Raw genomic sequence first — 15,340 nt, 5'->3', positions numbered from 1 at the left:
TGTGAGCGCTGAAACCACGACCATGTCGCGCCCGTCGACGGCGCTGCTGACCGACCACTACGAGCTGACCATGCTCCAGGCAGCCCTGCGCAGCGGAGCGGCGCACCGGACCAGCGTGTTCGAGCTGTTCGCGCGCCGGCTGCCGGAAGGCCGACGGTACGGCGTGGTGGCGGGCACCGGTCGCTTCCTGGACGCTCTCGCCGACTTCCGTTTCGGCGACGCCGAGCTGGAGGACCTGCGGCAGCGCGAGGTCGTCGACGAGGCCACGCTCTCCTGGCTCGCGGACTACCGCTTCACCGGCGACATCTGGGGCTACGCCGAGGGCGAGACCTACTTCCCCGGGTCGCCGGTGCTGGTCGTGGAGTCGACCTTCGCCGAGGGCGTGATCCTGGAGACCCTCGCCCTGTCGATCTTCAACCACGACACCGCCATCGCCGGGGCCGCGTCCCGGATGACCGGCGCGGCCGGTGACCGCCCGTGCATCGAGATGGGTTCGCGGCGGACGCACGATATGGCCGCCGTCGCGGCGGCGCGCGCGGCGTACATCGCGGGGTTCACCACGACCTCGAACCTGGAGGCGGGCCGTCGGTACGGCGTCCCCACGGCCGGCACGGCCGCGCACTCGTTCACGCTGCTGCACGACGACGAGCGGGAGGCGTTCCAGGCCCAGGTCGACTCGCTCGGGGTCGGGACGACCCTGCTGGTCGACACCTACGACGTGACCACGGCCGTCGAGATCGCCGTGGAGGTGGCCGGTCCGCAGCTCGGCGGCGTCCGGCTGGACTCCGGAGACCTGCTGGTGCAGGCCCGCGAGGTGCGCGAGCAGCTGGACCGCCTCGGCGCGACCGGCACCCGCATCGTCGTCACGAGCGACCTGGACGAGTTCGCCATCGCGGCTCTCCAGGCCGGCCCGGTCGACGCGTACGGCGTGGGCACCCAGCTGGTGACCGGGTCGGGTGCGCCGACGGCGAGCATGGTCTACAAGCTGGTGGCGCGTGCGGACGATGCGGGCGCCATGGTCGGCGTCGCCAAGGCCAGCAAGGACAAGCTCTCCGTCGCCGGGCGCAAGTACGCGCTGCGGCGCATCGGCGACAACGGCATCGCGCAGGAGGAGGTCATCGGCATCGGCGAGCGCCCCGAGAACGACGGGAACGACCGTGAGCTGCTCGTCCCGCTGGTCGAGCGGGGCCGCGTCGTCGGGGCCACCTCGCTGGACGCGGCGCGCGACCGGCACGCCCGGTCCCGCGCCGAGCTGCCACGCCCGGCGCTGCAGCTGTCGCGCGGCGAGCCGGTGATCCCGACCACGTACGTCGACGACCAGCCCTGACCGCCCGTACCCACCCGGCCCCGCTCACCCCGTCCCGCGCCCACGCTCACGACCTCTTTCCCTCGCGACCTCTCCGGACCGGGTGCGCGTGTCCTGCGCGAATTCACAGCGGAATCCGGCAGGACACGCGCACCCGGCCGAAAGGGTGGTCCAGGCGGGTGGCCGGTGGTCAGCTGGTGACGTCGCGGCGACCGACCAGGAACGCGATCACGCCCAGCAGCACGACCCCGTACGCGGCGAGGGTGCCGTAGAGCTCGGCGTTGCTGAGGCTGATGCCGAGCGAGTCCGGGGCGACGACGTACCGCAGCAGCAGGCCGGGGAACCAGCGTTGCCCGAAGGCGAACGAGTCACCCAGGACGTTCTCGATCGGACCGGCCCACAGGACCGCGACCGCGAGGCCGACCGGTACCGACCGGGTCGCCATGCCGACGGCCGTGCCGAGCAGCGCCCAGCCGACGCCGAAGCCGAGCACGCGCAGGAAGTCCTCGGCCGCGCTCTGCCAGGATGCGGCGTCGGTCCACGCCGAGGTGTCGACGCCCTGGCTCGGTCCGACGACGGCCGCGGTGGCCCACCCGACCACGAACAGCAGGGCGACGATCACCGCCAGACCCGCGATACGGGCGAGGAACGTCCCGACGGCCAGACCGAACCGGCCCGGATGGTGCAGCAGCGCCGCGCGCCAGGTGCCCTTGGAGAACGCGCCGGCCGACAGCCCGACGAACACCGCGAGCAGCAGGACGGAGGCGAAGCGCGCCGCCGAGGAGGGTGCGAGCGTGCCGCCGCCCGACTGCGACAGCGCACTGATCGTGACGCCCGGACCACGGTCCTGCGCGGTGGCGATCAGCGCGAAGGTGACGACGGCGGCGTACAGGACGGTGGTGGCGATCGCGGGCAGCCAGACGCGGCGCTGGCCGAGGCGGGTCCACTCCGCGAGGAACGCTCCCCCGCGCAGACGCCGATCGGTGCCGGTCGTCTCGGCAGGACGAGTGGCGGTGGTCATGACGCACTTCCGTTCCCGACGAGCTCGAGGACGCGGTCCTCGAGCGTCTGACGCTGGTGGTGCAGCTCGGTCAGGGTGATGCCGGCTGCGTGGGCGGTGCTGTTGATGCGAGCGGCGAGCCGTACGGGGTCCGCCTCGCCGATCTCGACCTCGGTGACCGTGCCGCGAGCCGTGGCCTCGAGCCCGTCGCGGACGAGCAGGTCGTGCAGGTCCGTGGCCGCGCCGTCGGCGGCGACCCGGATGACCTCGCGCCGGCCGGTCGGGAGCTCGTCCATCGGCCCCTGGTAGCGCAGGCCCCCGCGGTCGATCACGACCAGGTGGTCGCACACGTGCTCCAGCTCGGCTAGCAGGTGCGAGGACACCAGGACGGTCCGGCCGCCCTCGGCGATGCGCCGGACCAGGTGACGGATGTCGCGCATCCCCTGCGGGTCGACGCCGTTGGTGGGCTCGTCGAGGATCACCAGGTCGGGGTCGCCGAGCAGCGCGGCGGCGATGCCGAGGCGCTGCTTCATCCCGAGCGAGTACGCGCCGTACAGGTCGTCGCCGCGGTCGGCGAGGCCGACCAGGTGCAGCAGGGGTGCGATCTGCTCGGGGTCATGGCGCCCGAGCCGGACGAGGTTGCGCAGGTTGGCCCGGCCGCTCATGGACGGGTGGAACGCCGGACCCTCGATGAGGGCGCCGACCCGGCCCACGTACGCCTTGGGCCGGGCCAGGTCATGACCGAGCACCTGGCCCTCGCCGGACGTCGGCCGGACCAGGCCGAGCAGCATGGACATGACAGTGGTCTTGCCGGCGCCGTTCGGGCCGATCAGACCGGTGACGGACCCGCTCGGGATCCGCACGGAGACGTCGTCGACGACGGTGCGGCGGCCGTACCTCTTGGTCAGGCCGGTCACCGCGACCGCGTCGGGAAGGGTTGAGGTGCTCATGCCTCGACTGTTCCGGCGAGCGGTGGTCACCCGCGTCGTGCAGGTGTCGACGTTCGGCGTACGTCAGGCGTTGAGCCCGCGCACCCGGACCTCAGGCGGGCGGGGTCGCGAGGCCGTGCTGGTAGGCCAGGACCACCAGCTGAGCGCGGTCGCGGGCGTACAGCTTGGTCATTGCGCGGCTCACGTGGGTGCGCACGGTGGCCTGGCTGACGAACCACTGCTCAGCGATCTCCTCGTTGGACAGCCCCTGCGCCACCAGCCCGACGACCTCCCGCTCGCGCTCGGTGAGGTGCCGGGCGATGTCCGAGGTCGCGGCTGCGGTACGACCGGGCGGCGCCGCCGGACCCTGGGCGAACTGGTGGATCAGCCGCCGGGTCACGCCGGGTGAGAGCAGCGCCTCGCCCGCGGCGACGACGCGGACCGCGCGGACCAGCTCGTCCGGGTCGGTGTGCTTGACCAGGAAGCCGCTGGCGCCGAGCCGGAGCGCCTCGAAGACGTACTCGTCCAGGTCGAACGTCGTCAGCACGAGCACCCGGACGTCGGCGAGCGCAGGGTCGCCGGTGATCTGCCGCGTGGCCTCGAGCCCGTCCAGGCCGGGCATCCGGATGTCCATCAGGATCACATCCGGGCGCAGGTCGCGGGCCGCCCGGACCGCCTCGGCGCCGTCGGTCGCCTCGGCGACCACCTCGATGTCGGCCTCCAGGCCGATCAGCGTGGCGAACCCGCGGCGTACGAGCGTCTGGTCGTCCGCGACGACGACGCGGATCGGCCCGGTCCGTTCGGCGGGCGTGCCGGGGCGGTCGGGTTGCTCGGGGGTCATGGATTCGCCCATCGGCCGGCCACCTCGAATCCTGTTCGCTCACGAGGTCCGTGCTCCAGCGTGCCACCAGAGGCGAGGACGCGTTCGCGCATGCCGAGCAGGCCGTGACCGGATCCCTGCACGCGCTCGTCGGCCCGGTGCGGGTCGCCGCCGTCGTCGCGCACGATGACGGTCAGTCCCTGCCTGCGGTCGATGACGACCTGGACCCGCGAGCCGGGTGCGTACCGGGTCGCGTTGGTGAGCGCCTCCTGGACCAGCCGGTACGCCGCGAGCGCGGCCGGGACGCCAACCTCGCGGTCGCTGCTGTCTCCGCCGGGCCTGTCGCGGCCCTCCCCGCCGAGGCGCTGCAGCTCGACCTGCAGGCCGCCCCGGCGGGCCTGCTCGACGAGCGTCTCCACGTCCTCGAGCCCGCGGTCCGGGCTGGTCGGCGTGTCGTCGGTGGAGCGCAGCGACTTCACGATCTGGGTCAGGTCGGTCAGCGCGCTGCGGCTGGTCTCGCGGATCGCGGCGGCCGCCCCGGCAGCGGCCTCCGGGTCGCGGTGGACGGTGCGCTCGGCGATGGCGGCCTGCACGTTGATGGCGGTGAGGGCGTGCGCGACGCTGTCGTGCAGGTCCCTGGCCAGCCCGAGCTGCTGCTCGACCAGGGTCTGCTGCTGCTGGCGGCGCTGGGTCTCACGGTGGGCCGCCGCCCGCTCCCGACGAGCGCGCAGCACCTCCGCGACGAGCACGGCGGCGCCGGTCCAGCCGAGGAAGCCCAGGAACGCCGAGTAGTCGCTCCCGTCACCCGCCGCGAGCGTCGCGACCGACATCGCGGCCAGGTACGCGACGGCGACGGCGTACAGCTGGCGCCGCGACCGGACGAACCCGAAAGTCATCACCGCGAGCGGGCCGGGCAGGTACTCCGGCCCGCCCGGGTAGTTCAGGTACGCGTACGTCGCGACGGCGAGCCCGGAGATCGCCACCATGAGGTACGGCTGAACCCAGCGCAGCAGCAGCGCCCAGGCGCCGACGAGGCCGAGCCCTACCGCGAGCGCGTCGATCTCACGGTGACCGGGCCCGGCGGGGATGTGCGGGGCGGAGCCGAGCACTCCGACGGTGATGAGGCCCGCGACCGCCACGGCGGCGGGGACGGACTCCCACCAGGAACGCTCGCTCATGCCCGTCACTGTAGGAACCGACGGTCTCGCCCGGGTCATACCAGCGTTGAGATCTACGCTCGATCCATGAGCACCGACCCCGTCGCCCCGACCCGCCGCGCGCTCGTCCTCGTCGACGTGCAGAACGACTTCTGCGAGGGCGGGTCCCTCGCCGTCGCCGGCGGCGCCGAGGTGGCCGCCGACATCGCTGCGTTCGTCGAGGCCGAGGGCGACTCCTACGAGCACGTCGTCGCGACCGCCGACTGGCACGAGGACCCGGGCGAGCACTGGTCCAGCAGCCCGGACTTCGTCGACACCTGGCCGGTGCACTGCAAGATCGGTACGGCCGGGGCGGACTTCCACCCGGCCGTGCAGCCGGCGCTGGACCAGGTCGAGGCGGTCTTCCGCAAGGGCCGGTTCGCTGCGGCGTACAGCGGGTTCGAGGGTGCGACCGAGCAGGAGCAGCCGCTGGCGGACTGGCTGCAGGAGCGCGGGGTCGAGCGCGTCGACGTGGTCGGCATCGCCACCGACCACTGCGTGCGGGCCACGGCGCTGGACGCGGTGGAGGCGGGCTTCGGCACCCGGGTCCTGCTGGACCTCACCGCCGGTGTCGCCGCCGAGAGCACCGAGAGCGCGCTCGATCGGCTGCGCGCCGCCGGGGTCGAGCTGGTCGGGGAGCCGGTCGTCGGAGCCTGAGCCCCGTCGGTGTGGCTTACCGAGCGCCAGAGCGCTCGGTAAGCCACACCGAAATCGGGTGGTCGCGGGTGGGGATCAGCCGTTGATGACCACCGGGGTGCTGCCCGACACCAGGCGCCAGTCGGTGCTGGAGAACGTGGCGGGGTCGATGACCTTCTCCGCGGTGACCCAGTCGATCAGCAGCTGACGGATCTCGACCTGGCGGTTGTAGAGCACCGGCGCGGTGGTGACGCCCGGGAAGCCGCCGCCACCGGACTGGCGGTAGTTGTTGATCGCGACCACGAACGGCTGGCCGTCGGTCACAGGCGCGCCGGCGTAGGCGAGGTTGCGGATCCGCCTGCCCGCCGGGACGGTCACGTCGATGTCGTACGTCAGCGCCGCGTCGAGGCCGCCCATGATGTCGTAGTTGTAGTCCGGCGTGCCGTTCGGCGCGGTCGGCGTCACGGCGTTGGTCAGCTGGTCGGGCGTGAACGGACCGGCGCCGGAGACCTGCTTGAAGTACTCCGCCGACTTCTCCAGGTACGCCCGGACCTGGGCGCCGGTGAACCGGATGGCCAGCAGCGTGTTGTCGTAGATGTACAGGCCCGCCACGTCGCGGACGGTGACGTCGCCGGCCGGGATCGCGGCGGCCTTGTTGAACGGCGCGGCGATCGACAGCACGGGCGTGCTCGCGTCGGACGTGCCGGCGAGCGCCTTCTTCACCGCGTCCGCCTGCACGTGGTTGATGAAGTCCATGGCCGGGGTGTCCTCGTACCGGGACGTCGCCGCCGACATCGCGGCCTTGCTCGTGCCGATGACGCCGTTGACGTAGGTGAGCACCTTCTGGTGCGCGGGACGGACGAGCGCGGCGACCGCGGCGTCCTCGGGAGCGGTGTTCGCGTCCAGCAGCGTCGCCGAGGAGCTGGTGACCTGCCACTGGCCGCGGACCTTGGTCAGGCCGAGGTCCATGACGGTGACGCGCATGCCCCAGTAGTACGGCTCGCTGAGCAGCACCTGCTTGCCGGTCTGCTCGTTGGTGACGAACCGCTGCGGGATCTCCTTGTGCGCGTGGCCCACCAGGACCGCGTCGATGCCCGGGACCTGCTGCGCCAGCAGGGTGCTGGCGTTCTCCGGGTACGGCAGCGCGTCCCCGTACGAGGAGGAGGTGTCGGCGCCCGAGTGGCAGGACACGACGACGACGTCCGCGCCGGCGGCCTTCATCTTCGGGACGTACACCTTGGCCTGCTCGACGATGCCCTCGAAGCGGACCTTGCCCTCGACGTTGGCCTTGTCCCAGATCGCGACGCCCGGGGTCACCAGGCCGAGGATGCCGACGGTGATCGGCTTCTGCCCCTTCACCTTGACGCGCCTGAGGACGTACGGCGGGAAGACGGGCTCCTTGGTGCTCCAGTCGACGGCGTTGGCGCCGAGCAGCGGGTGGCGCAGCTGGCGCTCGAACGCGCGCAGCAGGTCCATGCCGTAGTTGAACTCGTGGTTGCCCAGCGCGGCGGCGTCGTAGCCGATCTCGTTCATCGCCGCGGCCATCGGGTGGGTCGAGCCCTGGGTGATCGGGTCGATCTTGGCGTAGTAGTAGGCCAGCGGGGTGCCCTGGATCGTGTCGCCGGCGTCGAGCGTGATGCAGGTGTCGGCGCCGCGCTCGGCCCGTACGGCCTTGATGAGGGTCGCGCACTTGGCCGCGCCGATGTCGTTGTGCTTGGCGTCGTCGTACTCGGCGTTCTTGAAGTAGTCCCAGTTGAAGACGTTGCCGTGCAGGTCGGTCGTGCCGAGCACGGTGATCGTCACGTCGTCACCACCGGTCGCGGCCGCGCGGGCCTCGGTGGTCGAGGCCAGCGCCAGGCCGGCGCCGCCGACGACGGCCATGGACAGCAGGTTGCGGCGGGACAGGGAGCTGCTCGGGTTCGACATCGTTCTCCTCGGGGTGGCGTCCGGTAGGACCGAGGGGACGTTACTCGCGACCGCCGACGCCCGCCGCCGAGCCGGCCAAACTTCCGACCGCGTTCACGCGTCCGTCGCCCGTCGTCGGAGCGACCGGCCGCTGGTCGAGCCTGCGGAGCGAGGTGGAGCCGTCGAGGCCGCCGGACGCGCAGGGAGAGTCTCCCTGCGTGTCACGGGGTTTCGACACGGTCCTCGGCTAGCGCCTCGGACCGGCTCAACCGGCGTACACAGCCGGCGCCTCGGACCGGCTCAACCGGCGGCCGGTGGTCAGCTGGTGCTGAAGACCTCGGTGCTGCCGGGGGCGGACTCGGGCGGGTCGGTCCGTCCGCCGACCCAGCTCCAGGCGTACTTGCCGTCGTCGACCGTGCGGCCGGCCTCGCCCAGCTCCAGCGGACGGAACGTGTCGACCATGACCGCGAGCTCGTCAAAGTAGTGGACGCCGATCGACTTCTCCGTGGCGCCGGGCTGCGGGCCGTGCGCGTGACCGCCCGGGTGCACCGAGATCGAGCCCTTGCCGATGCCCGAACCCTTGCGCGCCTCGTAGTCGCCGTCGACGTAGAACATGATCTCGTCGCTGTCGACGTTGGAGTGGTAGTACGGCACCGGGATCGACAGCTCGTGGTAGTCGACCTTGCGCGGCACGAAGTTGCAGATCACGAAGTTGTAGCCCTCGAACACCTGGTGCACGGGCGGCGGCTGATGGACCTTGCCGGTGATCGGCATGTAGTCCTCGATGTTGAACGCGTACGGGTAGAGGCAGCCGTCCCAGCCGACCACGTCCAGCGGGTGGTACGGGTAGGTGTAGACCGTCCCGACGATGCCGCCGCTGGCCTGCGGGCCGCTTCCCCGGTGCTTGATGTAGACCTCGGTCGGCTCGTCCCGCTCGGCGCCGATGCCCTCGGCCAGCAGCGGACCGTCCGGGCCGCGCAGGTCCCGCTCGCAGTACGGCGCGTGCTCCAGCAGCTGGCCGTACCGGGACAGGTACCGCTTGGGCGGTGCGATGTGGGAGTTGGCCTCGATGCAGTACGCCCGCAGCGGCTCGACGAAGCCCTCGTCGCCGGCCACGACCGGCAGCCAGCGGTGGGTCGTCGCGCGCGGGATGACCAGGTAGTCGCCCTGGCGCAGGTCGAACGTCCCGAAGACCGTCTCCACCCGGGCGTTCCCGCGCTCGACGTACACGCACTCGTCGCCGATGCCGTTGCGGTACCAGGGGCTCACCGTGTCCGCGACGACGTAGGAGATCCGGACGTCGCCGTTGCCGAGCACGAGCCGGCGCCCGGTCACGGCGTCGACTCCGGTGTCGTCGGCGCTGAACAGGTCGTGCAGCTTCAGGTGGCGGGGCATCAGCGGGTGGTTCGGCGTCGTCGCGAGCGAGTCGCCGAGCTCCCAGACCCGGGCGTCGGAGATGGCCGAGGGGATGCCGCGGTGGTAGAGCAGCGAGGAGTCGGCGGTGAAGCCCTCCTCGCCCATCAGCTCCTCGTAGTAGAGGTTTCCGCTCTCGTCGCGGTGCTGGGTGTGCCGCTTGGGCGGGATGCTGCCCTGCGAGCGGTAGTGCGCCATCGTGTGCCCCTTCGTCGCTCGGCTGAACCCGTGAGCGCGCGTCCGATAAACGGACGCATCTGTATCATCGGCCCGCCGAGCATGCAGTAGCGTGACGGCCATGTCAACGCCGCGGACGCTGCCCCCACGTGCGCTGTTCATCGGTCTCGTCGACGATGCCGCGGTCTTTCCTCCGGGCAACGCGAGCCTGCCGGACGCCATCGCGCGACGCGAGCGCAGACGCGGCGCGACGTACGCCGACCTGGTCGGGCCGCTGCTGCTCCCGACCGATCTGGTCAACGAGGCGGTCAGCGGCGCGTCACCGCTCACCATCGCGGTCGTCGGGCGCCCCGGCGCCGACCTCGGCCGGCTGCTCAGCGCCGCGCACCTGCTCGCCGACGCCGAGGGTCACTCGCTCGCCGGCATCGAGCTCGGCCACGGGCCGCACTGGCGGGACGCGCTCGACCTCGGGGTCCCGCTCGCGGTCGAGGTGAGTCCGGACGAGGCCGGGCTGGCGGCCTTGCAGGACCTGTCCGAGCTCGCCGACGGGCAGCAGGTCCGGGCCAAGCTGCGTACCGGCTCGACCGAGCGCACGCCCGTCCCGACCGTCCACCAGCTGGCGGCGTTCGTCGTCGCGACCGTGCAGCACGGCATCGCGTTCAAGCTCACCGGCGGACTGCACCACGCCGTCGCCCACACGGCGTCCACCCCGGCCGGGGACGAGGAGCAGCACGGCGTCCTCAACGTCCTGCTCGCGACCCACCGGGCGCTCCAGGGCGACTCCGCGTCCGAGGTGGGAACCGTTTTGGCGCAACGTGACTCGGCCGAGCTCGCCGACCAGGTCCGCGCCCTCGACGACACGGCCGTACGCGCCGTCCGCGACCAGTTCCACTCCTACGGCTGCTGTGATGTGCTCGACCCCATCCGTGACCTGGCCGACCTACGACTCATCGAGGAGACCCGCCCATGACCGTGGCCGCAGACTGGCTGCAGCTGCCCTCCGACCACCTGTTCGGCGTCAGCAACCTGCCGTACGGCGTGTTCTCGCCCCGTGACGGTGAGGCGCGCGTCGGCTGCCGCGTCGGCGACCGCGTCCTGGACCTCGGCGCCGCGGCTGAGGCCGCGGGGATGGAGTCGGCCCTCGTCTGGCAGACCGGGACCCTGAACGCCTTTCTGGCCGAGGGACGTTCGGCGTGGGCCGCCGGGCGCGCGTGGATCGTGGAGATGCTCACCAACGACACGCGCCGCGGCTGCGTCGAGCCGTTCCTGTACGACCTGGACGCGGTGACGCTGCACCTGCCGTTCGAGGTCGCGGACTACGTCGACTTCTACGCCAGCGAGCAGCATGCGACCAACGTCGGCTCGATCTTCCGCCCGGACGGCGACGCGCTCACCCCGAACTGGAAGCACCTGCCGATCGGCTACCACGGCCGCGCCGGGACGGTCGTGGTCAGCGGCACCGACATCGTCCGCCCGACCGGGCAGCGCAAGGGCCCGCAGGACCCCGCTCCGGTGTTCGGACCCAGCGTCCGCCTGGACATCGAGGCCGAGCTGGGCTTCGTCGTCGGCGACTCCACGCAGGTGGGTACCCGCGTCGGCGTGGACCAGGCCGAGGACCACCTGTTCGGCATGACGCTGTTCAACGACTGGTCGGCCCGAGACATCCAGGCGTGGGAGTACGTCCCGCTCGGACCGTTCCTCGGCAAGTCCTTCGCCTCGTCCGTCGGCGCCTGGGTGGTCCCGATGGAGGCGCTGGCCGCCGCGCGCGTCGACCTCCCGGGCCAGGACCCGCAGCCGCTGGACTACCTGCGCGGCTCGGCGCTGTTCGGCCTGGACATCTCCCTGGAGGTGGCGATCAACGGGACGGTGGTGTCGCACCCGCCGTACCTGGACATGTACTGGTCCCCCACCCAGATGCTCGCCCACCTGACCGTGAACGGCGCGAGCCTGCGCCCCGGCGACCTGTTCGCGTCGGGCACGATCTCCGGGCACGACAAGGGCGAGCGCGGCTCGCTGCTCGAGCTGACCTGGGCCGGCCAGGAGCCGATCACGTTGAAGGACGGGACGACCCGCGCCTTCCTGGAGGACGGCGACACGGTGACGATCACCGGTACGGCGCCCGGTCCGCACGGCACCCGCATCGGGCTCGGCGAGGTGACGGGGACGATCCTCCCCGCCCGCTGACGCTCAGGGCCACCTCCCACGAGATCGCGGGCGGTGGCCCTGGCAGCCTCGCCAGGCGGGGCCACTTCTCACGGCATCGCGGACGGCGGCGTCGTACGGGCGTCGCGGGCGTACCGACCCGGTGTGACGCCGAGGAAGCGGCGGAAGTCGCGGACGAAGTGGGACTGGTCGTACCACCCCAGCCGGGTCGCGAGGTCGGCGAGATCCGTGCAGGGGTCGTCGTCGAGGTGGGCCGCGGCGTCCTGCAGCCTGCACCGCAGGAGCACCCACTTGGGCGTCACGCCGATGTAGCGACGGAACAGCCGCTGCACCGAGCGCACCGACAGGCCGGCCGAGGAGCCGATCTGGTCGACGCGCACGATCGATGCGTCCAGGCGGATCTCGTCGACCAGCGCCGAGACGGCGAGGTAGTCGGGCGCCGGCTCGGGCAGCTGCGGCTCGAGCCAGTCCTGCACGATGGTGCGCCGGCGCTCGTCGGACGGCTCCGCCAGGACCTGGCGCAGGACGGCGCCGGCACCGGTGAGCACGTCGTCGACGGTCAGGCTCTGGTCCGCGGCCAGCGGCCGGCCGGCGATCGCGGCCATCGCACCAGGGCGGAAGCGCACCCCGATGACCCGTGCCTCGCCTTCGAGCCGGACCCGGAACCGGTCGGTCCACACCGTGGTGAGCACGGCGGCCGGCAGCTCGATGCCGTGGCGCACGAGCGGGCCACCGTCGGACCGTCGGCCGTCCTCGAAGGTGAGGTGGCACACCGGGTTGGTGATGACCTCGCTGAACTCGACCGGGGCGTCGTACCGCCGCCAGCGCACCGTCCAGAACCGGTCGGCGTACGCCGCCAGCGCCGGTGAGGTCACCTCGAGCCGCCCCCGCTCCAGGACCTGGTCGGTGCGCTGCGGGTGGACGATCTCGCCCAGCCCGTCGCCACGGCCGTACGGCCCGACGTGCCGGGGTCGGGTCGATGTCGCATTCGTCCAAGACGCCACCCTCGAAGCCTAGGCAGGATGGCCGACATGACCCAGACATCACCGAGCACGACCTACCGTCCGGCGGGCTACACCTCGCTGACCCCCTTCCTGTGCGTGGACGGCGCCGCCCGCGCCATCGACTTCTACACCGACGTCTTCGGGGCACGCCTCGTGTCGCGCACCGACGGCCCGGACGGCACGGTCGCCCATGCCGAGCTGGAGCTGGAGCAGGGCCGCCTGCAGCTGAGCGACCCGGCGGAGGCGTACGGCATCGCGGCGCCGACCTCGGGAGCGGCCGCCACGCACTCGATCGCGATCTACGTGCCGGACTGCGACGCCACGACGACGGCCGCCGAGAAGGCCGGCGGCACCGTGCGGGAGGCACCGTCGACGTTCGTCACCGGGGACCGGTTCGCGTCCGTCCTGGACCCGTTCGGCGTCCGCTGGTCGATCATGACCCGCGTGGAGGACGTCTCGGACGAGGAGGCCGAGCGTCGGGTCAAGGAGTGGGTGAGCCAGCAGGACGGCTGAGCGCCGCCCACAGACCGTCCGGGCGATCGGCGACGACGAGCCCGTCGCGCGCCGGCGCCCGGACGAAGCCGGCCGCCACCATGTGGTCGAGCGCGCCGAGCAGCGGCGACCAGTAGCCGTCCACGTCGTAGAACGCCACCGGCTTGTCGTGCAGGCCTATGGTGCGCCAGGTCCAGACCTCGAAGATCTCCTCCAGCGTGCCCAGCCCGCCGGGCAGTGCGACGAAGGCATCGGCGTACGAGGCCATCACGGCCTTGCGCTCGTGCATCGACTCGACCTGGATCAGCTCGGTCAGCCCGTGGTGGGGCACCTCGGCGGAGAAGACCGCGCGCGGGATGACACCGATCACCTCGACGCCGTGCGCGAGTGCCGTGTCGGCGACCACGCCCATCAGCCCGACGGACGCGCCGCCGTAGACGACCCCGACGCCGCGCTCGGCGAAGAAGGCGGTGAGGTCGGCCACCGCCTGGCGCCACCGGTCGTCGGCGCCGAACGAGGACCCCGTGAAGAGAGCGACCCGCCTCACTGCAGCGGGCTCTGCCGGTGCACCCGGCCGACCACGACGACGGTGCCCGGCGCCTTGTCGTGCACGGCCTGACGGTTGCGGTCACCGAGCGGCCACAGCCCGTCGGCGATCATGAAGAGCGTGCCCAGCCCGCTGAGCACGGTGACCGGCGCGAGGATCGCCGCGATCCCCTTGACGACGAACCGCACCGCCGCCTCGCTGAGCGTCGGGAGGGTCGCGTGCTCGAGCTGCCGGACGCTGATGCCGGTGATCATCTTGCCGATCGTCTGGCCCCGCCAGACCGTGAAGCCGATCTCGTACACGGCCAGCAGGAGGACGAAGATCAGGAGCCACTGCCACGGCAGCTCCTGCAGCGCCTCGGGCGCCGACGGCGTGGTCAGCCCCCGCTGCTGGGCGTCGGTGACGTCGCGGGCGTAGTCCGCGTACGTCTCGAACCAGCTCTGCGCCCACGGCCACGACGCGACCGCGCTGATGACGAAGACGAGCATGCCGTCGAGGGCGTACGCGCCGAACCGACGCCACCACCCGCTGATCGGCCGGCCGTCCGGGGTCGTCGGGACCGGCGGCCGCTGCGGGTGCTGGCCGGTCTGCGCGGGGCCACCCGGCCACTCACCGTGGTGCTCGCCCCCGGGCACGCGGCTGGACCCGCCCTGCGGCGGCGCCTGCCAGGGGTTCTGCTCAGGGGTACCCGAGGACGACCCTTGCCCGGACCCCGCCCCGGAACCCGCCCCGGACCCCGGCGCGCGGGACGTGGTCGCGGCCGGCGACCCGGCGTACGGCTGCTCGGGGCGGGGCGGCGATCCGATCGTCGACTCCGCCAGCCCGGGCAGCACCTTCGGCATGCGGCGCTCGGTCCACAGGATGCCGTCGAAGTACCGCAGCTGCGTCGAGTCGTCAGGGTCGTCGTACCACCCGGAGGGACGTTGCGCCATGCGCGCATCCTCTCACCGGTGGGACCGGCACCGGCCGCGGTGTCGGCACACGGCGCGGACCGTCAGCGGGGCGCACTACGGTGACGCCGTGACAGCACGTGACCAGGTCGACCGGGTCGACCGGCGGACCACCCGGTGGGACGAGCACCGGGAGCAGCGGCGCGCGGGTCTGATCGAAGCCGCCGTACGCACGATCGACCGGGTCGGCCCGGATGCGAGCGTCGCCGAGATGGCCCGGGAGGCCCAGGCGAGCAAACCGGTGCTCTACCGCTACTTCGCCGACAAGAACGAGGTGCACGCGGCCGTCGCGGCGTGGGGCAGCGCCCGGGTCGCCGAGCGGGTCCTGCCCGCCCTGGTCGCGCCGGGCCCGATGCGGGAGCGCATCGGCGCCGCGGTCGACGGGTACCTCGCCGTCATCGAGGAGCACCCGTCGGTGTTCCGGCTGCTGATCCACCACCGGGGTGACGGCGACATCCTGGCCGCGCAGAAGAGCTCCATCGCCGCGGCCCTCGCCGGCCTGATGGCCGGGCAGCTGCGCCACCTCGGGCTCGACACCGCGCTGGCCGAGCCGTGGTCGCACGCCATCGTCGGCCTCTGCCTGACAACCGGCGAGTGGTGGCTCGACAGCCGCACCATGACGCGCGCCGAGATCGGGAAGCACCTCACCCTGCTGATCTGGCACGCACTGGCCGGCATCGTGCAGGAGAACGGCGGCGACGCGTCCCTGCTGGACTCGGGGACCTCGCCTACGCCCGACACCGTGAAGCCGTGAAGCCGTGAAGCCGTGAAGCCGTGAAGCCGTGAAACCGTGAGGGAAGGT

15 protein-coding genes are annotated in these 15,340 nt (G+C 72.3%); 6 read left to right on the top strand and 9 right to left on the bottom strand.

Annotated features, from left to right (window positions below):
- Position 1: 1 nt before the first annotated feature.
- Positions 2–1,327 (top strand): nicotinate phosphoribosyltransferase, encoded by a 1,326-nt coding sequence (locus P4R38_RS05805; protein ID WP_277191415.1) that lies wholly within the window; start codon positions 2–4, stop codon positions 1,325–1,327.
- A gap of 169 nt (positions 1,328–1,496) precedes the next feature.
- Here the strand turns inward: P4R38_RS05805 and P4R38_RS05800 are convergent, their stop codons facing one another.
- The 4 genes from P4R38_RS05800 to P4R38_RS05785 all read right to left on the bottom strand — a co-directional run bounded on the left by P4R38_RS05800 (position 1,497) and on the right by P4R38_RS05785 (position 5,233).
- Positions 1,497–2,327 (bottom strand): hypothetical protein, encoded by an 831-nt coding sequence (locus tag P4R38_RS05800; RefSeq protein ID WP_275240742.1) that lies wholly within the window; start codon positions 2,325–2,327, stop codon positions 1,497–1,499.
- Positions 2,324–3,256: an ABC transporter ATP-binding protein gene (locus P4R38_RS05795; protein WP_275240741.1), complete on the bottom strand. Its 933-nt coding sequence runs from the start codon at positions 3,254–3,256 to the stop codon at positions 2,324–2,326. Before P4R38_RS05795 ends, P4R38_RS05800 begins: the two co-directional genes overlap by 4 nt.
- Positions 3,257–3,347: 91 nt before the next feature.
- The gene (locus P4R38_RS05790) at positions 3,348–4,076 is read right to left on the bottom strand and encodes a response regulator (RefSeq protein ID WP_275240838.1); all 729 of its coding nucleotides are present in this window, start codon (positions 4,074–4,076) and stop codon (positions 3,348–3,350) included.
- Positions 4,073–5,233: a sensor histidine kinase gene (locus tag P4R38_RS05785; RefSeq protein WP_277191414.1), complete on the bottom strand. Its 1,161-nt coding sequence runs from the start codon at positions 5,231–5,233 to the stop codon at positions 4,073–4,075. The genes P4R38_RS05790 and P4R38_RS05785 overlap by 4 nt, the downstream gene beginning before the upstream one ends.
- Before the next feature lie 66 nt (positions 5,234–5,299).
- Here P4R38_RS05785 and P4R38_RS05780 point away from each other — a divergent pair, with 66 nt between their 5' ends.
- Positions 5,300–5,908 (top strand): isochorismatase family protein, encoded by a 609-nt coding sequence (locus tag P4R38_RS05780; RefSeq protein WP_277191413.1) that lies wholly within the window; start codon positions 5,300–5,302, stop codon positions 5,906–5,908.
- Between the two features lie 75 nt (positions 5,909–5,983).
- Here P4R38_RS05780 and P4R38_RS05775 read toward each other — a convergent pair whose 3' ends face one another.
- Both P4R38_RS05775 and P4R38_RS05770 read right to left on the bottom strand, forming a co-directional pair.
- Positions 5,984–7,813, bottom strand: a complete 1,830-nt coding sequence (locus P4R38_RS05775; RefSeq protein WP_277191412.1) for a bifunctional metallophosphatase/5'-nucleotidase — start codon at positions 7,811–7,813, stop codon at positions 5,984–5,986.
- A 297-nt stretch (positions 7,814–8,110) separates the two neighbouring features.
- Positions 8,111–9,403 carry a homogentisate 1,2-dioxygenase gene (locus P4R38_RS05770; protein ID WP_277191411.1) on the bottom strand — a complete coding sequence of 431 codons (1,293 nt, stop codon included), beginning with the start codon at positions 9,401–9,403 and terminating at the stop codon, positions 8,111–8,113.
- A gap of 100 nt (positions 9,404–9,503) precedes the next feature.
- Between P4R38_RS05770 and P4R38_RS05765 the strand changes: the two genes are divergently transcribed.
- Together P4R38_RS05765 and fahA are read left to right on the top strand one after the other, a co-directional pair.
- Positions 9,504–10,352, top strand: coding sequence for a hypothetical protein (locus tag P4R38_RS05765; RefSeq protein WP_277191410.1), 849 nt, complete (start codon positions 9,504–9,506; stop codon positions 10,350–10,352).
- On the top strand, positions 10,349–11,566 hold the full coding sequence (gene fahA / locus P4R38_RS05760) for a fumarylacetoacetase (RefSeq protein ID WP_277191409.1): 1,218 nt from the start codon (positions 10,349–10,351) through the stop codon (positions 11,564–11,566). The genes P4R38_RS05765 and fahA overlap by 4 nt, the downstream gene beginning before the upstream one ends.
- A 68-nt stretch (positions 11,567–11,634) precedes the next feature.
- Here fahA and P4R38_RS05755 read toward each other — a convergent pair whose 3' ends face one another.
- On the bottom strand, positions 11,635–12,549 hold the full coding sequence (locus P4R38_RS05755; protein WP_277191408.1) for an AraC family transcriptional regulator: 915 nt from the start codon (positions 12,547–12,549) through the stop codon (positions 11,635–11,637).
- 27 nt (positions 12,550–12,576) lie between these two features.
- Here P4R38_RS05755 and P4R38_RS05750 point away from each other — a divergent pair, with 27 nt between their 5' ends.
- A complete protein-coding gene (locus P4R38_RS05750; RefSeq protein WP_277191407.1) occupies positions 12,577–13,062 on the top strand; it encodes a VOC family protein in 486 nt (161 codons plus the stop codon).
- Here the strand turns inward: P4R38_RS05750 and P4R38_RS05745 are convergent.
- Complete coding sequence (locus P4R38_RS05745; RefSeq protein WP_277191406.1) at positions 13,031–13,588, bottom strand: LOG family protein; 558 nt, start codon at positions 13,586–13,588, stop codon at positions 13,031–13,033. The genes P4R38_RS05750 and P4R38_RS05745 overlap by 32 nt on opposite strands.
- Positions 13,585–14,520: an RDD family protein gene (locus tag P4R38_RS05740; protein WP_277191405.1), complete on the bottom strand. Its 936-nt coding sequence runs from the start codon at positions 14,518–14,520 to the stop codon at positions 13,585–13,587. Before P4R38_RS05740 ends, P4R38_RS05745 begins: the two co-directional genes overlap by 4 nt.
- An 88-nt stretch (positions 14,521–14,608) precedes the next feature.
- On the opposite strand from P4R38_RS05740, the gene P4R38_RS05735 reads away from it, so the two are divergent.
- Complete coding sequence (locus P4R38_RS05735; RefSeq protein ID WP_277191404.1) at positions 14,609–15,292, top strand: TetR/AcrR family transcriptional regulator; 684 nt, start codon at positions 14,609–14,611, stop codon at positions 15,290–15,292.
- Positions 15,293–15,340: the final 48 nt, after the last annotated feature.

The sequence above is a fragment of the Luteipulveratus flavus genome, from assembly GCF_029439465.1.
Taxonomy (GTDB): Bacteria; Actinomycetota; Actinomycetes; order Actinomycetales; family Dermatophilaceae; genus Luteipulveratus; species Luteipulveratus flavus.
The sequence above is the reverse complement of the archived record's forward strand: the minus strand, read 5'-3'. Positions and strand labels throughout refer to the sequence as shown.